This window comes from Streptomyces sp. RPA4-2, from assembly GCF_012273515.2.
In the GTDB taxonomy this organism is placed as follows: Bacteria; Actinomycetota; Actinomycetes; order Streptomycetales; family Streptomycetaceae; genus Streptomyces; species Streptomyces kaempferi.
The window spans coordinates 3,541,150-3,560,003 of sequence record NZ_CP050975.2; the positions used below are offsets into that span (position 1 = coordinate 3,541,150).

15 protein-coding genes, 1 tRNA gene and 1 pseudogene are annotated in these 18,854 nt (G+C 71.7%); 9 read left to right on the forward strand and 8 right to left on the reverse strand.

What is annotated here, in order from left to right:
- Positions 1 to 284: 284 nt before the first annotated feature.
- The 3 genes from HEP85_RS15330 (at position 285) to HEP85_RS15340 (ending at position 2,470) form a co-directional block, all read left to right on the forward strand.
- On the forward strand, positions 285 to 1,526 hold the full coding sequence (locus tag HEP85_RS15330; protein ID WP_329288007.1) for a helix-turn-helix domain-containing protein: 1,242 nt from the start codon (positions 285 to 287) through the stop codon (positions 1,524 to 1,526).
- 161 nt (positions 1,527 to 1,687) lie between these two features.
- Positions 1,688 to 2,290, forward strand: coding sequence for an oligoribonuclease (gene orn, locus HEP85_RS15335; RefSeq protein ID WP_168528257.1), 603 nt, complete (start codon positions 1,688 to 1,690; stop codon positions 2,288 to 2,290).
- A gap of 107 nt (positions 2,291 to 2,397) precedes the next feature.
- Positions 2,398 to 2,470 (forward strand) — tRNA-His (locus HEP85_RS15340).
- A 346-nt stretch (positions 2,471 to 2,816) separates the two neighbouring features.
- Here the strand turns inward: HEP85_RS15340 and HEP85_RS15345 are convergent.
- Positions 2,817 to 3,647, reverse strand: coding sequence for a serine/threonine protein kinase (locus HEP85_RS15345; RefSeq protein ID WP_168528258.1), 831 nt, complete (start codon positions 3,645 to 3,647; stop codon positions 2,817 to 2,819).
- A 178-nt stretch (positions 3,648 to 3,825) separates the two neighbouring features.
- Positions 3,826 to 4,881, reverse strand: coding sequence for a LacI family DNA-binding transcriptional regulator (locus tag HEP85_RS15350; protein WP_168528259.1), 1,056 nt, complete (start codon positions 4,879 to 4,881; stop codon positions 3,826 to 3,828).
- 425 nt (positions 4,882 to 5,306) lie between these two features.
- Here HEP85_RS15350 and HEP85_RS15355 point away from each other — a divergent pair, with 425 nt between their 5' ends.
- From HEP85_RS15355 to HEP85_RS15370, 4 genes are all read left to right on the forward strand, one after another.
- Positions 5,307 to 6,635: an ABC transporter substrate-binding protein gene (locus HEP85_RS15355; protein ID WP_168528260.1), complete on the forward strand. Its 1,329-nt coding sequence runs from the start codon at positions 5,307 to 5,309 to the stop codon at positions 6,633 to 6,635.
- Positions 6,632 to 7,660 (forward strand): carbohydrate ABC transporter permease, encoded by a 1,029-nt coding sequence (locus HEP85_RS15360; protein ID WP_168528261.1) that lies wholly within the window; start codon positions 6,632 to 6,634, stop codon positions 7,658 to 7,660. The genes HEP85_RS15355 and HEP85_RS15360 overlap by 4 nt, the downstream gene beginning before the upstream one ends.
- A complete protein-coding gene (locus HEP85_RS15365; protein ID WP_168528262.1) occupies positions 7,657 to 8,568 on the forward strand; it encodes a carbohydrate ABC transporter permease in 912 nt (303 codons plus the stop codon). Before HEP85_RS15360 ends, HEP85_RS15365 begins: the two co-directional genes overlap by 4 nt.
- A 130-nt stretch (positions 8,569 to 8,698) precedes the next feature.
- On the forward strand, positions 8,699 to 10,132 hold the full coding sequence (locus HEP85_RS15370) for a GH1 family beta-glucosidase (RefSeq protein WP_168528263.1): 1,434 nt from the start codon (positions 8,699 to 8,701) through the stop codon (positions 10,130 to 10,132).
- Between the two features lie 209 nt (positions 10,133 to 10,341).
- Here HEP85_RS15370 and HEP85_RS15375 read toward each other — a convergent pair.
- The 3 genes and pseudogenes from HEP85_RS15375 to HEP85_RS15385 all read right to left on the reverse strand — a co-directional run bounded on the left by HEP85_RS15375 (position 10,342) and on the right by HEP85_RS15385 (position 14,136).
- Positions 10,342 to 11,834 (reverse strand): annotated as a pseudogene (locus tag HEP85_RS15375) (cellulose binding domain-containing protein).
- Positions 11,835 to 12,046: 212 nt separating this feature from the next.
- Positions 12,047 to 13,423 carry a HAMP domain-containing sensor histidine kinase gene (locus tag HEP85_RS15380; protein WP_168528265.1) on the reverse strand — a complete coding sequence of 459 codons (1,377 nt, stop codon included), beginning with the start codon at positions 13,421 to 13,423 and terminating at the stop codon, positions 12,047 to 12,049.
- Positions 13,420 to 14,136, reverse strand: coding sequence for a response regulator transcription factor (locus HEP85_RS15385; RefSeq protein ID WP_329288012.1), 717 nt, complete (start codon positions 14,134 to 14,136; stop codon positions 13,420 to 13,422). The genes HEP85_RS15380 and HEP85_RS15385 overlap by 4 nt, the downstream gene beginning before the upstream one ends.
- Before the next feature lie 109 nt (positions 14,137 to 14,245).
- Here HEP85_RS15385 and HEP85_RS15390 point away from each other — a divergent pair, with 109 nt between their 5' ends.
- Positions 14,246 to 14,782, forward strand: coding sequence for a hypothetical protein (locus HEP85_RS15390; protein WP_168528266.1), 537 nt, complete (start codon positions 14,246 to 14,248; stop codon positions 14,780 to 14,782).
- 40 nt (positions 14,783 to 14,822) lie between these two features.
- On the opposite strand, the gene HEP85_RS15395 is transcribed toward HEP85_RS15390, so the two are convergent.
- Both HEP85_RS15395 and HEP85_RS15400 read right to left on the reverse strand, forming a co-directional pair.
- Positions 14,823 to 15,692 carry a spermidine synthase gene (locus HEP85_RS15395; RefSeq protein WP_168528267.1) on the reverse strand — a complete coding sequence of 290 codons (870 nt, stop codon included), beginning with the start codon at positions 15,690 to 15,692 and terminating at the stop codon, positions 14,823 to 14,825.
- A gap of 53 nt (positions 15,693 to 15,745) precedes the next feature.
- The gene (locus HEP85_RS15400; protein ID WP_329294864.1) at positions 15,746 to 16,078 is read right to left on the reverse strand and encodes a hypothetical protein; all 333 of its coding nucleotides are present in this window, start codon (positions 16,076 to 16,078) and stop codon (positions 15,746 to 15,748) included.
- A gap of 396 nt (positions 16,079 to 16,474) precedes the next feature.
- Between HEP85_RS15400 and HEP85_RS15405 the strand changes: the two genes are divergently transcribed.
- On the forward strand, positions 16,475 to 18,007 hold the full coding sequence (locus HEP85_RS15405) for a hypothetical protein (protein WP_168528268.1): 1,533 nt from the start codon (positions 16,475 to 16,477) through the stop codon (positions 18,005 to 18,007).
- Between the two features lie 52 nt (positions 18,008 to 18,059).
- On the opposite strand, the gene HEP85_RS15410 is transcribed toward HEP85_RS15405, so the two are convergent.
- The gene (locus HEP85_RS15410) at positions 18,060 to 18,656 is read right to left on the reverse strand and encodes a histidine phosphatase family protein (RefSeq protein ID WP_168528269.1); all 597 of its coding nucleotides are present in this window, start codon (positions 18,654 to 18,656) and stop codon (positions 18,060 to 18,062) included.
- Positions 18,657 to 18,854: the final 198 nt, after the last annotated feature.

Here is an 18,854-nt window from a genome sequence, read left to right on the forward strand (position 1 = left end):
GCCTAAAGGCCCCTGGAGGCCTCGTGCACCCTATGTGGATTGGCCACTGACACGAGGCGCACTTCCCTGCACGGCCCGCGAGTGCAACGCTTCGTGATCGAATGCTTCACGCCAAGTTGCCATGTCGACATTCTGTCGAGTGTCGAAGTGGTCACCCAGGCGCGACGGGACACAGTAGATTCGATCTTGACTGTCTTACGGCGGGGGACTCGTGCAGGACCGAGGGGAAACGTGCAGGAGCGACACAACCGAGGAGCCGCGACCACCGAGGGGGGCTTAGCAGTATGAGCCACGACTCCACTGCCGCGCCGGAAGCCGCGGCCCGGAAACTCTCCGGGCGACGCCGCAAGGAGATCGTCGCGGTGCTGCTGTTCAGCGGCGGCCCCATCTTCGAGAGTTCCATACCGCTGTCGGTGTTCGGGATTGACCGCCAGGACGCCGGCGTGCCGCGCTACCGACTTCTGGTGTGCGCCGGCGAGGACGGCCCGCTGCGGACCACAGGGGGCCTGGAACTCACCGCGCCGCATGGCCTGGAGGCGATCTCGCGAGCGGGCACCGTCGTGGTGCCCGCCTGGCGCTCGATCACCTCACCGCCACCGGAGGAAGCGCTCGACGCGCTGCGCCGGGCGCACGAAGAAGGGGCCCGCATAGTCGGACTGTGCACCGGTGCGTTCGTACTGGCCGCCGCCGGACTGCTGGACGGCCGCCCGGCGACGACACACTGGATGTACGCGCCGACGCTGGCCAAGCGCTATCCGTCCGTACACGTCGATCCGCGCGAGCTGTTCGTCGACGACGGTGACGTACTGACGTCGGCGGGCACCGCGGCCGGAATCGATCTCTGTCTGCACATCGTGCGGACGGACCACGGCAACGAGGCGGCCGGCGCGCTGGCCCGTCGTCTGGTGGTCCCACCGCGCCGGAGCGGCGGACAGGAGCGCTATCTCGACCGGTCTTTACCAGAGGAGATCGGCGCCGACCCCCTCGCGGAGGTCGTCGCCTGGGCGCTGGAACACCTTCACGAGCAGTTCGACGTCGAGACGCTGGCGGCGCGCGCGTACATGAGCCGCCGCACGTTCGACCGCCGCTTCCGCTCGCTGACGGGGAGCGCGCCGCTGCAGTGGCTGATCACCCAGCGTGTGCTGCAGGCGCAGCGGCTGCTGGAGACGTCCGACTACTCGGTCGACGAGGTCGCCGGACGCTGCGGCTTCCGCTCGCCGGTCGCGCTGCGCGGGCACTTCCGGCGCCAGCTCGGCTCGTCCCCGGCCGCCTACCGGGCGGCGTACCGGGCGCGTAGGCCGCAGTCCGAGCGGCCGTCGGACCCGGACGGTTCCGTGGGCTCGGCCGGGCAGTCACCGGTCCTGAGCCAGGAGAGTGCGGTCCCGTCGCAGACCCGTCGTACGGCGGCCGCCGGTGCTCTGAGCCCGGCCTCGGCGCTGTCGACCGCGACGGATCCGGGCAAGCCGGGCGCCGAGCTGTACGCGGCGGGCCGGCCGAGCCTGCCGGGGCAGCGCAGCGCTCCCTAGCGCTCGGGCGCCCTGGCGCCGTCACACCGCCCGGCCGTGAACGGCCCGGGGCCCTCGGGTCCCGGGCCGTCGCCGTGTGCGGGCGCCCACGGCCCGCGGGTCCCGGGCCGTTGCCGTCCCGGACCTGCCCGTGCGCCGGGGCGCGCCGTAGGGTTGGGGCCATGAACGATCGCATGGTGTGGATCGACTGCGAGATGACCGGGCTCTCGCTGTCGGAGGACGCACTCATCGAGGTGGCCGCGCTGGTCACCGACTCGGAGCTGAACGTGCTCGGCGAAGGGGTGGACATCGTGATCCGCCCGCCGGACGCGGCCCTGGAGACGATGCCGGACGTGGTGCGCCAGATGCACACGGCCTCCGGCCTCCTCTCCGAACTCGCCGCGGGCACCACCCTGGCCGACGCCGAGGAACAGGTCCTCTCCTACGTGCGTGAGCACGTCAAGGAGCCGGGCAAGGCCCCGCTGTGCGGGAACTCGGTCGGCACGGACCGGGGTTTCCTGCTCCGCGACATGCCCACACTGGAGGACTATCTCCACTACCGCATCGTGGACGTCTCCTCCGTCAAGGAGCTGGCCCGCCGCTGGTACCCGCGGGCGTACTTCAACAGCCCGGACAAGAACGGCAACCACCGCGCCCTCGCCGACATCCGCGAGTCCATCGCCGAACTCCGCTACTACCGCGAGGCGATCTTCGTCCCGCAGCCCGGCCCCGACTCGGAGACCGCCCGCACCATCGCGGCGAAGCACGTACTGCCCGTGGAATGACGCGTGTCCGGGGTCCCGGGGGACCCCGGACAAAAGCCGGGCGCGAGCACCCCTCCGGACCCTGTACACTTTTTCTCGGCCGGTCAGGGAAACCAGGACCGGACATGGTGGGTGTAGCTCAGCTGGTAGAGCACCTGGTTGTGGTCCAGGATGCCGCGGGTTCAAGTCCCGTCACTCACCCTGACAGACCGAGGCCCGGTCCGCGCAAGCGGACCGGGCCTCGGTCATGTGCGGATCCTGGTCATGTCCGGTGCGCGGTCGTACGCGGGAAGGTCTGCCGGGCGAAGTCCGCCGGCAGCGATCGGCGCGGGCCTCGCGGACCGCGGCCAGGGTCGGGGCCGAGGCCGAGGCCGGCGCACCGTCCGCGAGGCGCCGGACCCCGGATGCCTGACGCTTGATGCAGAACGTCGGATGCCTGACGCCGGGCGCGGGACGTCTGACGCCGGGCGCCTGAATCCGCGCGCCCGGCGTCGGACAGCCGGCCTCAGCCACCCGGCCTCGGACAGCCCGCCTCGGGCACCCGACCTCAGGCGCCCGGCGCGGTGTTGGCCGCCCGCCACGCCTCGGCGAAACGGTGGACGTTCTCGAAGCGCTCCCCGGGATCGGTCCGGGTGGCACGGACGATCACCGTCTGCTGGGCCGCGGTGCCCCGCCAGGCGCGCTCCTCGTCACCCGCGTCCAGCAGGAGCCGGGCGGCACGGCCCAGTGTGAACACGGTCGTCCGGGTGTCGATCACGGCCCCGCGCACCCATTCCTCGGGAGCCATGAACCGCCGGGAGCCCGGCAGGCGTTCCTCCTCGACCACGAACGGACCCGGCCGGTACTCGTCGAGGTCGACCAGATGGGCGACGTCACGGTCGAAGTCGTACAGCAGCGCCCCGTCGTAGAAGTCGACGGCGACCTGGCCGGCGGCCTCCACCGCGAGGTGGGCGTCCAGGACCCGGTCGAAGGCGCGCAGGACCGCGTCGGCCGGCAGCGCGCGGAAGCGTGCCATCGCACTGGCCGGGTCCGTACGGTCGCGCGCCCCGTCCACCTCCGCGGGGTACAGCACCTCGCCCTCCCGCCAGGGCATCACCACCGCCCAGCCGCCGTCCTGCACGGCGATGCGGTGCACCTGCGGGACGATCGCCCGGTGCCGTACCGACCGGTGGAAGGCCCAGCCGCGCTCCAGCGAGCGCCGGCCGTGATCGGTGACCGCCTCCTTGAGGAACCACCGGCCGCCGTCGAGCAGTCTCACCCCGTACGACACGCACCCCGAGTCCTGCTCGCGGAACGCCCGGAACACCTCGCCCACCCGGCCCAGATAGGGCTCCACGGCGGGCACTTCATCGACTCCCAGCAAGGGATGCAGGACCATACCCGCCAGACTGCCCTACGGAGCTCTTCCCGTGCGGCAACAGCGGCAACAGCGGCGGGGCGGCTCCGCCGTCAGCGGTACAGAGCGGTGCAGGACAGCGGCGGTGACGGATGACGATGCCAGTGACGGAGACGGTGACTGCGACGGGACCGTGGCGGCGGGGCGGTGGCGTGCGGCGTCAGGACGACGCCCGCGCCACCAGCTCGGTGGGCAGCACGACCTGACGCTTCTCCAGCTCCCGCGACACCGCCGGGCGGCGGTCGGCGATCTCCCCGAGCAGCAGGTCGATCATCGCCCGGCCCATCTCCTCTATCGGCTGGCGCACACTGGTCAGGGGTGGATCCATGTGGCGGGCGATGGCGGAGTCGTCGTAGCCGACCAGGGCCACGTCGTCCGGTATACGGCGGCCCGCCTCGCGCAGGACCTGGCGGGCGCCGGCCGCCATCACGTCCGAGCCCGCGAAGACGGCGTCCAGATCGGGGCAGCGGGCCAGCAGCTCGGTCATCGCACGGCGCCCGCCCTCCTCCGTGAAGTCGCCGGCGGCGATGAGGCCGTCGTCCACCGGGTGGCCCGCGGCACGCAGACCCTCGCGGTAGCCGTCGACACGGCGCTGGGCGCCGAAGACGTCGAGGCGGCCCGCGAGGTGGGCGATCCTGCGGCGCCCCCGGGCGACCAGATGCTCGACGGCGAGGCGCCCCCCGCCGTAGTTGTCGGAGTCCACGGACGGCAGCGTCTCGTCCGCCGAGCGCCGGCCGCTGATCACCGCCGGGATCTCCAGCTGGGAGAGCAGGTCGGGCAGCGGGTCGTCCGCGTGCACCGAGACGAGCAGGACGCCGTCCACGCGGTGCGCCGCCAGATACTGGGCCAGGCGCTGCCGCTCCCGGTCGCTGCCCGCGAAGATCAGCAGCAGCTGCATCTCGGTGTCGGAGAGCTCCGCGCCGACACCCCGGAGCATGTCCGAGAAGTACGGTTCCGCGAAGAACCGGGTCTCCGGCTCGGGGACGACGAGCGCGATCGCGTCCGTGCGGTTGGCGGCGAGCGCGCGCGCCGCCGTGTTCGGAACATAACCGAGCTCCGCCACCGCCGCCTCGACCGCGGCGCGGGTCGCGTCGCTGACCCGCGGGGAACCGTTGATCACCCGGGACACCGTGCCGCGGCCCACACCGGCGCGCGCGGCGACCTCCTCGAGGGTCGGCCGCCCGCCGCTCCGGCCCCGCGCTCCGTGGCCTGCCATGGTCCGCCTCCCGTCGACGCCGCGCTTCTGAGCGGCTGGCCTGGAATCTAACAGTCCCGTTCATGGACAGGGGCCCGGCCGCGGTGGCAACCTCACCGAGGCTGCTGGTGCCGGCCTCGCCGACACCGCCGGCCGGCCCCGTGAAGTCACCTCGGTACGAGCGGCTCCACCCGTCCCCCCACCCTTTTTCGCCCTGCCCCCCGGAGTTAGTTAACAGGCCGATAACTGAACGCGTCTCTCCGTGTCCACTCCCTTGACACCCCCGCGCGAACCGACGACTCTTCAACACATCACCTGTGGGAGCGCTCCCACGGTACCTGACACCTAAACATCCCGCACGTTCCCCGCCCGAGCCGCAGCGAGAAAAACGGGCCCAACAATGCAGTTGGCCGGGGGGTCGGCACGTCAGGCAACAGGAGGACGCAATGCGCACGAGTACCCGCCGGTCCCGCAGGCTGGGGGCCCTCGCGGCCGTCGCCGCGCTGACCACAGGGCTGCTGGCCGGCTGCGCCAACGACTCGAACGACGGATCGTCGAACTCGGGCGACGGCGGTGGGGGCGGCAAGGGCAAGACCACTCTGACGATCGGCACCTTCGGCGTCTTCGGCTACAAGCAGGCCGGTCTCTACGACGAGTACATGAAGCTGCACCCGGACATCACCATCAAGGAGAACGTCACCACCCGTACCGACGTGTACTGGCCCAAGACGCTCACCCGTCTGCAGGCCGGCTCCGGTACCGACGACATCCAGGCGATCGAGGTCGGCAACATCACCGAGGCCGTCCAGACCCAGGCCGACAAGTTCGTCGACCTCGGCAAGGAGGTCGACAAGTCGCAGTGGCTGGACTGGAAGACCGCCCAGGCCACCACCAAGGACGGCAAGACCATCGGGCTCGGTACGGACATCGGCCCGATGGCGATCTGCTACCGCAAGGACCTCTTCGAGAAGGCCGGTCTGGAGACCGACCGCACCAAGCTCGCCGCGCAGTGGAAGGGCGACTGGGCCAAGTACGTCGACCTCGGCAAGCAGTACATGAAGAAGGCGCCGAGCGGCACCAAGTTCGTGGACTCCGCCTCCTCGGTCTACAACGCGGCGCTCGGGGGCGAGAGCGAGCGGTACTACGACAAGGACGGCAACGTCATCTGGGACAAGTCCACGGGCGTGAAGAAGTCCTGGAACGCCGCGATGACGGTGGCGACCAGCAACATGTCGGCGAAGCTGAAGCAGTTCGACCCGACGTGGGACCAGGGCTTCGCCAAGGGTTCGTTCGCGACGGTGGCCTGCCCCGCTTGGATGATGGGCTACATCCAGGAGAAGTCCGGTGACGCCGGGAACGGCAAGTGGGACGTGGCTGCCGCGCCGACCGCGGCCAACTGGGGCGGTTCGTTCATCGGCGTGCCGACGGCGGGCAAGCACCAGAAGGAGGCCATCGCCCTGGCCAAGTGGCTGACCGCGCCCGAACAGCAGGCGAAGGTCTTCGCCAAGCAGGCCAGCTTCCCGTCGACGCCCGCGGCGTACGACACCCTGAAGCCGGCGGCCGCGACGACGTCGTACTTCTCGGACGCGCCGATCACGCAGATCTTCGCCGACTCGGCGAAGACCATCCCCGTGCAGAACTTCGGCACCAAGGACCAGCCGATCGGCACCGCGATCACCGACGTCGGCATCCTCCAGGTCGAGCAGAAGGGCAAGTCCCCCGACCAGGGCTGGAACGCGGCCAAGGCGGAGATCAAGGACGTGCTCGGCCAGTGACCAGCTCCAACGAGGCTCTCGCGCACACCGCGACGAGCGCCGACGCCGCGCCCGGCTCCCAGCCGGGCGCGGCCCGGGGCGCTCAGGGTCGCGGTACGCCGCCGCCCGGCCCGGATTCCTGGCGCAGCCGGCTGTACCGCTGGGACATGAAGGCGTCGCCGTACGCGTTCATCGCCCCCTTCTTCGTCATCTTCGGTGCCTTCGGGCTCGTGCCGCTGCTCTACACGGCCTGGTACTCGCTGCACAACGTGCAGTTGTCGGGCCTGGACCACCAGACCTGGGCCGGGCTGGACAACTACAAGAACCTGTTGTCCTCGGAGTTCTTCTGGAACGCCCTGGAGAACACCTTCACCATCGGCGTGATCTCCACGGTGCCGCAGTTGCTCATGGCGCTCGGAATCGCCCACCTGCTCAACTACCGGCTGCGCGGCTCGACCGTGTGGCGGGTCGTGATGCTCACCCCGTACGCCACCTCGGTGGCGGCGGCGACGCTGGTCTTCACGCTGCTGTACTCGTGGGACGGCGGCATGATCAACTGGCTGCTGCACTTCGTCGGGGTGCACCCGATCAACTGGCGTGAGTCGGACTGGGGTTCGCAGTTCGCCGTCTCCTCGATCGTGATCTGGCGATGGACCGGCTACAACGCGCTGATCTACCTCGCGGCGATGCAGGCGATCCCCACCGACCTGTACGAGTCGGCGGCTCTCGACGGCGCGGGCCGCTGGCAGCAGTTCCGCCATGTGACGGTCCCGATGCTGCGGCCGACGATCCTGTTCACGGTGGTCGTGTCCACGATCGGCGCGACGCAGCTGTTCGGTGAGCCGCTCCTGTTCGGCGGGGTCAGCGGCTCGAAGGGCGGCTCCGCGCACCAGTACCAGACGCTCGGCCTGTACATGTACGACCAGGGCTGGGGCATCGGCAACCTCGGCAAGGCGTCAGCGATCGCATGGACGATGTTCCTGATCCTGCTGATCGTCGCCGCGATCAACCTGCTGGTCACCCGACGGCTGAGGAAATCCCAATGACCACCACAGAACTGACTGTTCCTCAGGCGGCGGCGAAGGGAACCCGGGACGACCGGCGCCCCGGACGGCGCCGGGTGCTCGGCGCGGGCAAGCAGCTGCACGCGGGTCCGGTCACCTATGTCGTGCTGGCCGTCTTCGCGCTGGTCTCGCTCGCTCCGCTGGTCTGGACGGCCATCGCGGCCTCCCGCAACAACGAGCGGCTGGCGCAGACACCGCCGCCGCTGTGGTTCGGCGGGAACCTGTTCAAGAACCTCCAGGCCGCGTGGGAACAGGCCGGGCTCGGCACCGCGATGCTCAACTCCACGATCGTCGCCGGGACCATCACCCTCGGTACGGTCGTCTTCTCCACGCTCGCCGGGTTCGCCTTCGCCAAGCTGCGGTTCAGGTTCTCCAGCACCCTGCTGCTGCTGACCATCGGCACGATGATGATCCCGCCGCAGCTGGCCGTCGTACCGCTGTACCTGTGGATGAGCGACCTGGGCTGGTCCAACCAGTTGCAGACGGTCATCCTGCCCACCCTGGTGAGCGCCTTCGGTACGTTCTTCATGCGGCAGTACCTGGTCCAGGCGCTGCCCACCGAGCTGATCGAGGCGGCGCGGGTGGACGGCGCGAGCAGCCTGCGCGTCGTGTGGCACGTCGTCTTCCCGGCGGCGCGGCCGGCGATGGCGGTCCTCGGTCTGCTGACCTTCGTGATGGCCTGGAACGACTTCCTGTGGCCGATCATCGCCCTCAACCAGCAGAACCCCACCGTGCAGGTGGCCCTCAACTCGCTGGGCACCGGTTACGTCCCCGACCAGGCCGTGATCATGGCGGGCGCGCTGCTCGGCACGCTGCCCCTGCTCATCGCCTTCCTGCTGTTCGGAAAGCAGATCGTGGGCGGCATCATGCAGGGCGCGATCAAGGGCTGACCCGCCGTACCGCCGCCCGTGGGGGCCGGGTCACCGCCGCCCCGGCCCCATCGTCCCCTTCACCTCCCCGTCTCCTCCCCCTTTCTCCTCCTTACCGTCGTTCTCCACGACCTTCCATGGGAGCGCTTCCATGCCTGAACCCGCATCGCCCGTGACCTTTCCCCCCGCGTTCCTCTGGGGCGCGGCGACCTCCGCGTACCAGATCGAGGGGGCGGTACGGGAGGACGGCCGCACGCCCTCCATCTGGGACACCTTCAGCCACACGCCCGGAAAGACGGCCGGCGGCGAGACCGGTGACATCGCTGTCGACCACTACCACCGCTTCCGTGACGACGTGGCCCTGATGGCGGAGCTGGGCCTGTCCGCGTACCGCTTCTCGGTCTCCTGGTCCCGGGTGCAGCCGACGGGCCGCGGACCGGCGGTCCAGCGGGGTCTGGACTTCTACCGCAACCTGGTCGACGAACTGCTGGCCCACGACATCAAGCCGGCCATCACCCTCTACCACTGGGACCTCCCCCAGGAACTGGAGGACGCGGGCGGCTGGCCCGCGCGCGACACGGCGCTGCGGTTCGCCGACTACGCCCAGATCGTGGGCGAGGCGCTGGGCGACCGGGTGGAGCAGTGGATCACCCTGAACGAGCCGTGGTGCAGCGCGTTCCTGGGCTACGGCTCCGGGGTGCACGCGCCGGGCCGTACGGACGCGGCGGCGTCGCTGAAGGCCGCCCACCATCTGAACCTGGCGCACGGCCTGGGCGCGAAGGCGCTGAGGTCCGTGATGCCGGCCCGCAACTCGGTCGCGGTGAGCCTCAACTCCTCGGTCGTCAGGCCGCTTTCGCAGAGTCCGGCGGATCTCGCGGCGGTCCGGCGCATCGACAACCTGGCCAACGGTGTCTTCCACGGCCCGATGCTGCACGGTGCCTACCCGGAGGGCCTGTTCGAGGAGACGTCCGCGATCACGGACTGGTCGTACGTCCTGGACGGCGACCTGGCGGTGATCAAGCAGCCGCTCGACGCGCTGGGCCTGAACTACTACACCCCGACGCTGGTGTCGGCGGCGGAGGCGACCGCGTCCGGTCCCCGTGCGGACGGCCACGGGGCGAGCGCGTACACGCCGTGGCCGGGCGCCGACGACGTGATGTTCCACCAGACTCCGGGCGAGCGGACGGAGATGGGCTGGACGATCGACCCGACGGGCCTGCACGACCTGATCACGCGCTACACGCGGGAGGCGCCCGGCCTGCCGCTGTACATCACGGAGAACGGCGCCGCGTACGACGACAAGCCGGACCCGGAGGGCCGCGTCCACGACCCCGAGCGCATCGCCTATCTGCACGGCCACCTGTCGGCGGTCCGCCGCGCCATCGCCGACGGCGCGGACGTCCGCGGGTACTACCTCTGGTCGCTGATGGACAACTTCGAGTGGGCGTACGGCTACGACAAGCGCTTCGGCGCGGTGTACGTCGACTACGCGACCCTGGCCCGTACGCCGAAGTCGAGCGCCCACTGGTACAGCCGCGCGGCCCGGACGGGGACGCTGCCGCCGGTGACGTCCGCGGCCGAGTAGGCCGGGTCACGGCCCAGGGGGCGGAGGGGCTCGGCCCTGGACGGCGACGGGCCCTTTGTCCGGGAGGGCAAGGGCCTGTCGCCCGCGGAGACGGGGCGGGGGATCGGGGGGCGGGGCGCGGCGTCCGGAAAGGGGGCCGCGCCCCGGCCGGATGGGGGTGGTCCCGGCCGGGACGCTCTTCCCGTGGGGGAGGATTCGGTGGCTTGGGCCTACTTGTAGGCGCCGAACGCCTTCGAGAACGCCCCCGCGTCCTGGACGACCGAGCTGCAGGTCGCGTCCGCGGAGTTCTTCGCGCCGCCCGCGCACTGCTTGTCGCGGCTCGCGGACCACATCGACAGCCAGCCGAGACCCTTGGACTTGGCGAACGCCACCAGCTGGGCGGCGTCGTCGACCTTGAAGATCTCGGACGCCACGTCGTTGACGCCGATCATCGGGGTGACCGCCACGGCCTTCCAGGCCGCGCTGTCGGAGAGTCCGAGGACGCTCTTGACCTGGGCCTGCGTGGCGGTGGCGGCCTGCTCGGCGTAGCTGCCCATGTCACCGCTGTACGAGGGGCCGTAGTCCATCGCCATGATGTTGACGGCGGAGATCTTCACGCCGTTCGACCTGGCGTCGGACAGGAGGTTCACGCCGTCCTGGGTGAGGCCCTCGGGCATGACGGGGAGCGTGAAGGACACGTCCAGGCCCGGGTGCTGCTGCTGGAGCTTCGCGATGGCCTTCGCGCGGTTGGTGTTCGCGGTGGTGTTGGGCAGCGCGCCGCCCTCGACGTCGAAGTCGACCTTCGTCAGCCGGTACGCGTCCACGGCCTTCCCGTACGCCGTCGCCAGCGCGTCCGCCGACGAGCAGGTCGTCGCCAGCTCCGCACCGGAGGCGCCGCCGAAGGAGACGCGGACGTCGCCGCCCTTCGCCCGCAGTGCGCCGATCTGCGCGGCCACCGCGTCACTGGCGAGGTCGCTCACCCCGCCCCACTTGGGCGTGCAGCCGCCGCCGTCGGTGATGAAGGCGAGGTTGTAGTTCTTGACCCCGGTGGCCGTCGCGCTGCCGACCAGGTCGAAGGCCGGGTAGAGGGAGGTGTCGACGTAGGGCGCGAAGCCGGCGCCGGTGGTGGTGCCGCTGCCGGTGCTCGCCGGGGCGGAGGGGGTCGGGGTGCTTAAGCCGGGGTGGAGGCGGGAGTGGTCGGGGTGCTGCTGTGGGAGGCGGTCGGGGTGGGCTTCGGCGTGGCCGTGGGGGTGGCCGACTGCGTGGGGCGGCCGCTCGGTTCCGGGGTCGCGCCGTCGTCCACGGAACACTTGGCGCCGTCGATGACACAGCCCTTCGGGTCCGCGGTGCCGTTCACGACGAAGCCGACGGTGACCGACTCGCCGGCCGCCAGGCCGTCCTTGTCCCAGGACGGCGGCTTCACCGTGACGTGGCTTCCGCTCACGCCGGCCTCGCCGTTCCACAGCGAGCCGAGCCGGGCGCCGGAGGGCAGGTCGAACTCCAGCGTCCAGTCGCTCTTCGTCCGGCCGGTGTCGTTCGTGATGACGTACTGAGCGGTGTAACCCGTGGACCAGTCACTGGTCTTGGTGTACGCGGCGCCGACACCGGCGGCGAGCGCGGTGCCGGAGAACAGGAAGGCGCCGCCGCCGACCACGGCAGCCGCCACGACGCCGCCTATCGCCTTGTTCCTGCCACTGACCTTGCGCCGGTGCGTACTGCTCATCGCGTGCCTGCCTTCGCGGTTTCACGGGAGTTCGCTGGGGATCCCCAGGGGGTGCGGGCAGCACGCTAGCGATCCGGAATCGGGCAAACCGCTTCATCCGGACGGAGGCCGGCGATCTTAGGGTGCGCTTAAGGAAGGCATCGGGGACGGTTAAAGGTCGAGACCTGTCCGGACCGGTTCAGGGCCGTGGACCGGCCGGGACCGGCCCCGGCTCAGCTCACGCCGACGCCGCGTCTGCGTCGCCGTACCGCCCCCCGGTGCCCGCGTCGCACCGGCGCTCGCCCGTCCAGCTGGATCCATATCCGCACCTCGGTGCCCCCCAGCACCGACGACCCCAGCCGTACGTCCCCGCCCGTCGACTCCGCCAGGCGCCGCACGATGTCCAGCCCGAGACCGGTCGAGCCGTCGCTGCCCGAGCCCCGCCCCCGGGTGATCGCCGACTCCGGGTCCACGATCCCCGGTCCCGCGTCCGACACCAGCACGATCACGGCGTCGTCGCCGTTGTGCACGTCGACCGCGAAGGCCGTGCCCTCCGGGGTGTGCCGGAAGACGTTGCCGAGGAGCGCGTCGAGCGCGGCCACCAGGTCGGCCCGCGCGACCGGTATGCGGACCGGACGGTCCACGCCCGCGACCCGCACCTCGCGGCCCTCGTCCTCGGCGAGCGCCGACCAGAAGTCCATCCGCTCGCGGACCACCTCGGACGCGTCGCACCCGGCCCCGACACCGAGCGCCACCGTCCGCGGCTTGGCCTCGCGCGCCGTCCGGATGATCGTGTCGACCTCCCGCTCCAGCTGTGCCACGGCCGCCCGGGTCTGCTCGGCGGCCGGACCGTCGCCGAGCGAGGCCGTGTTCAGCCGCAATACGGTCAGCGGGGTGCGCAGGCGGTGCGAGAGGTCCGCCGCCAGCTCCCGCTCGTTCGCCAGGAGTTGGACGACCTGGTCGGCCATCGAGTTGAACGCGACCGCCGCCAGCCGCAGTTCGGTGGGGCCCTCCTCGGGGACCCGCGCTCCGAGCTTGCCCTCCCCCAGTTCGTGCGCGCCCTCGACCAGCCGCTGGGCCGGCTGCACCATGCGTACGCCCAGCCGGTCGGCGACCGCGACCGAGCCGACGATGAGCGCGACGCCGACCGCGGCGAGCACCGCCCAGGCCGTCCCCACGCCGTTGCTGACCTCGGACTCGGGGACGTACACCTCGACGACCGCGATCTCGCCCGAGCTCAGTGCGGTGGGCTGGAGCAGGGTGGAGCCGCCCGGGACCTCGGAGGTGGAGGCCCGGCCCAGTGCGCGGGTGGCCGCGATGTCCTTGGCGGCGGCGCGCTGCCGGCCGATGTCGACCGCCCTGGCGCCGTCGCCCGCCGGTATGTGCACGGCCATGCCGTCGTCGGAACCGGCGGAGGCGACGACCCGCTCCAGCTGATCCCGGTCGGTGGTGATGGAGAGCGCGGGCGCGACGGCCGCGGCCTCCCGCTCGGCGTTCGAGAACGCGCGGTCGCGGGCCATCTCCTTGATGACGAGCCCGAGCGGCACCGCGAAGGCCACCACCACCATCGTGGTCACCGCCACGCACACCTTGACCAGTGCCCACCTCACAGCGGCGGCTCCGCTCGCGGGAACTCCGTCCGCGGTGGCTCCAGCTTCACGCCGACACCGCGCAGGGTGTGCAGATAGCGCGGCCTCGCCGCCGTCTCGCCCAGTTTCCGCCGCAGCCAGGACAGATGGACGTCGATGGTCTGGTCGTCCCCGTACGACTGCTGCCACACCTCGGCGAGCAGCTCCTTGCGGGCCACGACGACACCGGGCCGGCCGGCGAGGAAGGCGAGCAGGTCGAACTCGCGCCGGGTGAGGTCGAGTCGGACGCCGTCCAGCTCGGCCCGGCGGCGCAACGGGTCGATGGCCAGGCCGCCGACCCGGATGACCGGCGACGCGGGCGCCTCCCCCACCGACCGCGAACGGCGCAGGACTGCCGCCATCCGCGCGGACAGGTGCTCGACCGAGAACGGCTTGGTCAGGTAGTCGTCCGCGCCGTCGTTCAGCAGGCGGACGATCTCCGTCTCGTCGTCCCGGGCGGTGGCGATGATCACGGGGACGTCGGTGATGCCGCGCAGCATCTTCAGGGCCTCGGCCCCGTCCAGATCAGGCAGACCGAGGTCCAGGATGACGACGTCGAAGGGGAAATGGGCGACCTCGCGCAGCGCCTCCAGCGCGGTGCCGACGCTGCGCACCGTGTGCGAAGCGTCGGTCAGATGCCGGATGAGGGCCGAGCGTACGAACTGGTCGTCCTCGACCACGAGCACACTTGCCATGGGCGGCACCGTACGCCATCCGTGCGATGCCGGTCCGGCGCCTGTGGACAACTCCCGCCGCACGACCGGAAGGAGACACCCGTGGGGCGCGTGGGGCAGTATGGCCGCGATGCGCAGAGGACTCGTACACGTACTGGCTTGGACGCTCGCCACGGGCGCGGCGGTCACGCTGTCGTGGTGGGGTGTCCACACGGTCATGACGGGGACGGCGTACGACCCGCCGCGGGCGCTGCCCGTCACGGTGGGCGACTCCGTCACGCAGAAGGCGAAGCCGCTTCCAACCCCGACCGCCCGGACCGGGACGCCGACCACCTCGGCGACCCCGGAGCCGGAGCGGAGCCGACGGCCGGCCGCCACTCCCTCGCCCTCGAAGTCGCCCTCCTCCGCGCCGAGTACGAGCGCCTCCGCGCAGAACGGACCGGCGGGCCAGGTCAGGAGTTACGACACCGACGGCGGGCGGGCGGTCTTCGACCTGGGCACGGCCTCCGCGACGCTCGTCTCCGCGACGCCCGGCTCGGGCTGGTCGATGCAGCTGTGGAAGACCGAGTCGTGGATCCGGGTGGAGTTCACCTCGGGTGCGGATCGGGTGTCGGTGTTCTGCACGTGGCACGACGGGCCGCCGCATGTGGAGATCGGCACCTACTAGGGCGGGTGGCCTCGGGTCGTACGCGGTGGGGGCCGTGCCGTCAGCGGAACACCGAGGGGGGCGGGGCCGGTGACGCCACCGCCGCCGCGTCCAGGACCGGTGCCGCTCCCCCGGTGAAGTCGGCGAGCTGCCTGCCGTGTTCGACCCGTCCGGGGTGCGGGTCCGAGGCCGCGCGGCGGGTCAGTTCGGCCAGCGGCAGCGGCCGGTCGCAGGCGACGAGGACGGCGTTGCCGAAGCGCTTGCCGCGCAGCACCGTCGGGTCGGCGACGAGGGCCAGTTCGGGGAAGACCGCCGCGGCGGTGGCGATCTGGCCGCGCAGATGGGCCAGCGGGGGCCCGTCGGCGAGATTGGCGGCGTACACGCCACCGGGCTTGACGACCCTGCGGACGTCGTCGAGGAATTCCACGGAGGTCAGGTGGGCCGGGGTCCGCGCGCCGCTGAACACATCGGCGATGACGAGGTCCGCCCAGCCGTCCGGCACCTTGGCCAGCCCCTCACGGGCGTCCACGGAACGCACCCGGACACGGGCGTTGGGGTCCAGCGGGAGTTCACGCCGGACGAGTTGGACGAGGAGACCGTCGCGTTCGACGACCTGCTGGGTGGAGCGGGGGCGGGTCGCGGCGGTGTAGCGGGCCAGGGTGAAGGCGCCCCCGCCGAGATGCACGGCGTGCACGGGCTTGCCGGGCGGGGCGACCAGGTCGATGACGTGGCCGAGCCGGCGCTGGTACTCGAAGCTCAGGTGGGCGGGGTCGTCGAGGTCGACGTGGGACTGCGGGGCGCCGTCGATCAGCAGGGTCCAGGCGCGCGGACGGTCCCGGTCGGGTATCAGCTCGGCGAGCCCGCCGTCGACCGTCTCGACGAGGGGCTCGGTGGGCGCCTGGCCGCGCCGCGCGTTCTTCGACCTTCCCATTCCGCCATTATCAGGGGCTCCGGGACGGTCGGCCCAGCGGCCGCTTCGGGCGGTCAGCGACAGTTGTCCGCGGCCTCGATGAGCCGTGCCGCCTCACCCAGCGCCGCCCGCAGGACGGCCGGGTCAGTCGCGAGGTCCGCCTCCCCCGGCGGCAGCAGCCAGTCCGAGCCCTCGACCGGCGGCTCGGGGGCCGGCCGCAGGCCGCGGCCGACGGTCTGCGTACAGGTGCTGCCCGGCACGTCCCAGGCGTCGGCGGTGCCGCGCGGCACCAGGAAGCCGAGGGTGTCGCAGCCGCCGTCGAGCAGGACGGGCCCGACGGATTCGCAGGCGCCGCGGCGGAGGATGTCGACCGCCTCCAGGCCCTGGCGCGCCGGAACGGTCACCAGGTCGCAGCCGGCGACCGGCTGCGGTGGGGCGCCGTACTCCGGGGACGGCCCGTACCCGGCGGTCGACAGCGGTCTACGGAACTCGGTGCTCTCCAACCCGGCCTCCAACACGGAACCCCTCCTCCTGCTCGAGCGGGTCGGGAGTTCGGGTGCGCTCCCGGTCCATCGGGTTCAACGCGTCAGAACGTCAACGGCTACGGCGGAACACCGCCGCAAAGGATGGCAGTTCATGGCAGATCATGCATGAGATATCCGTTTTGTAGCCAAACCCAGCGTGGCGACGTCGTCACAGCAGGTACGTTCTTGCTCCGCCGGAGCAGGGCACCACACGGCACGACACAGACACTTCGCCCTGATTCCGGCATGGTTCGACGGTTCGCAAGAGAGGGCCCGGCCATGGCGTCGTCAACGGTGACCTCGTCCCAGTCCCCCCGGCCACCGCGGCCGAACCTCGCCTTCCGGCGGCTGCGCGGACAGCGCTCGCCCGGCGAGTTCGCCGCGGCGGTCCGGCGGGCCGCGCGCGAGATCGGCGAGCGGGTCAGCTGCGACGCGCGCTATGTCGGGCGGGTGGAGGCCGGCGAGATCCGCTGTCCCAACTACGCGTACGAGCGGGTGTTCCTGCACATGTTCCCCGGCCGCACGCTGACCGACCTGGGCTTCTCGCCCCGCTCGTCCGTGCGCGGACGAGGGGCGCGCGGCACGGACGAAGAGCCCCCCGCGCACACCACAAGCCTTTCGTGCACCACGGGTGAGACGGAAGGAGCGTGCGAGACGTATGAGACCACGCTGAACCCGTACGACCCGCAGAACCCTCACGACCCGTACGACCCGCAGAACCCGCATGAACCGCATGACCCGCACGAGCACCATGAACAGAACCACGAGGAGAGCGACGTGCAGCGTCGCGCATTCATGACCGGCGGCACCGCCACCATGGCGGCAGCCACACTGGGCCCCTTCGCGGGCACGTTCGGCGCTACGGCCGAGGCCGAGGCCGCGGACCACCGTGTCCGCCGCACCCACCGGGTGGGGACGTCCGAGGCGGGCGCCCTCGAAGAGGCCGTACGAAGGATCCGGCTGCTCGACGACCGGCACGGGGCCGACGGCCTCTACCGGCGGGCCGCCGCCCCCCTGCGCACCGCGTACGAACTGCTCGACGCGGGCACCACCCGTCAGCGGACCGCCGACCGGCTGTACGCGGGGGCGGGCGAACTGGCCATCTCGGTCGGCTGGTTGGCACACGACTCCGGGCGCTTCGACGACGCGCGCTCGCACTACGCCGAGGCACTGGCGACCGCACGGATGTCCGGCGACCCCGGCCTGGAGGCGCACGCCTTCTGCAACACGGCCTTCCTCGCCCGCGACGCGGGCCGCCCACGTGAGGCGGTGCGCGCGGCACAGGCGGCGCAGCGGGCGGCGCGCCCGCTCGGCTCCTCGCGACTGCTCTCGCTGCTCGCGCTGCGCGAGGCGGGCGGCTGGGCGGGGCTCGCCGACCGCGCGGAGTGCGAACGGGCCCTCGTCCGCGCCCAGGCCCTCTTCGAGCGCGGCCCCTCGGAGACCGACCCCGAGTGGATGACCTTCTACGGAGAGGCCGAACTGGAGGGCCTGGAGGCGCAGTGCTGGTCCACGCTGGGCGACTGGCCGCGCGCGGCCCGTCACGCCCGTCGCGCGGCACACCTGCAGGATCCGCACTTCACCCGCAACATCGCCCTCTACACCGCGGAACTCGCCGACGACCTCGCCCTCGGCGGCCGCCCCGACGAGGCCGCGGTCGCGGGTCTGCGCGTCCTCGACCTGCTGGGCGAGGTCCAGTCGTCCCGCATCCAGACCATGCTGGCGGCCACCGCGCGGGTGCTGCTGCCGCACCGCAGGGCGTCGGGCGTCTCCGCGTTCCTGGAGCGCCACGCGAATCTGCCGCGGACCGCGTGAGCCCGCCCCGGCGTGAAGGGCCTGGTGAAGGGCCGGACCCGGTCCACGCGCTCTACGCGGTCAGATGTCCGAGGTCGTTCCAGGTCTCGATCGCGGGCTCCCCGTAGGCCCAGCCGAGCACCGACAGCGAGGTCGGGTGGAGACGGATCCGGGCGGCGAAGTCGAGCGGGAGGCCCAGCCAGCGCGCACCGATGGAGCGCAGGATGTGCCCGTGCGCGAAGACCAGCACGTCGCGGTCGGCGGCGCGGGCCCGGCCGACGACCTCGTCCGCGCGCGCGGTGACCTGCTCCAGGGTCTCGCCCCCGGGCACCCCGTCGCGCCAGATGAACCAGCCCGGACGTACGGCCTGGATCTCGGCCGGGGTCATCCCCTCGTACGCGCCGTAGTCCCACTCCATCAGCGTGTCCCAGGAGGTGGCGCGCTCACCGAAGCCGGCCAGCTCGCACGTCTCACGCGCGCGGGCCAGCGGGCTGGTGAACACCTCCGCCCCGGGGAGCCCGTCGAAGGGCGCCCGGTGCAGTCGCTCGCCCAGCGTCTTGGCACCGCGCCGGCCCTCGTCCAGCAGCGGTACGTCGGTCCTGCCGGTGTGCTTGCCGGACAGCGACCACTCCGTCTGTCCATGCCGGGCCAGCAGGATGCGCGGTGCCATGAGGAGAAGCCTTCCCGATTCGCCGGATAAATGGGTCAGTCCATCATCGCGCACCCCCGCGAGGGGCAACCCGCAGGGCGATCTCAGCGTCCTTGACGACCGGGGGCGCTTCCAGGGGCCGTTCACATACGCCGTAAAATCCGGTGCGGCCACGCATCGTCACGGACAGACTTGCGCACCGTCACACCGCGAGCGGTC

Bases quoted from the DNA above. Each gene is read 5' to 3' on its own strand.
- HEP85_RS15405 (WP_168528268.1), top strand. From the start codon at position 16,475: ATGGCGTCGTCAACGGTGACCTCGTCCCAGTCCCCCCGGCCACCGCGG.
- HEP85_RS15350 (WP_168528259.1), bottom strand. From the start codon at position 4,881: ATGGCAGGCCACGGAGCGCGGGGCCGGAGCGGCGGGCGGCCGACCCTC.
- HEP85_RS15330 (WP_329288007.1), top strand. From the start codon at position 285: ATGAGCCACGACTCCACTGCCGCGCCGGAAGCCGCGGCCCGGAAACTC.
- HEP85_RS15355 (WP_168528260.1), top strand. From the start codon at position 5,307: ATGCGCACGAGTACCCGCCGGTCCCGCAGGCTGGGGGCCCTCGCGGCC.
- HEP85_RS15365 (WP_168528262.1), top strand. From the start codon at position 7,657: ATGACCACCACAGAACTGACTGTTCCTCAGGCGGCGGCGAAGGGAACC.
- HEP85_RS15395 (WP_168528267.1), bottom strand. From the start codon at position 15,692: ATGGGAAGGTCGAAGAACGCGCGGCGCGGCCAGGCGCCCACCGAGCCC.
- HEP85_RS15410 (WP_168528269.1), bottom strand. From the start codon at position 18,656: ATGGCACCGCGCATCCTGCTGGCCCGGCATGGACAGACGGAGTGGTCG.
- HEP85_RS15385 (WP_329288012.1), bottom strand. From the start codon at position 14,136: ATGGCAAGTGTGCTCGTGGTCGAGGACGACCAGTTCGTACGCTCGGCC.
- HEP85_RS15345 (WP_168528258.1), bottom strand. From the start codon at position 3,647: ATGGTCCTGCATCCCTTGCTGGGAGTCGATGAAGTGCCCGCCGTGGAG.
- orn (WP_168528257.1), top strand. From the start codon at position 1,688: ATGAACGATCGCATGGTGTGGATCGACTGCGAGATGACCGGGCTCTCG.
- HEP85_RS15390 (WP_168528266.1), top strand. From the start codon at position 14,246: ATGCGCAGAGGACTCGTACACGTACTGGCTTGGACGCTCGCCACGGGC.
- HEP85_RS15370 (WP_168528263.1), top strand. From the start codon at position 8,699: ATGCCTGAACCCGCATCGCCCGTGACCTTTCCCCCCGCGTTCCTCTGG.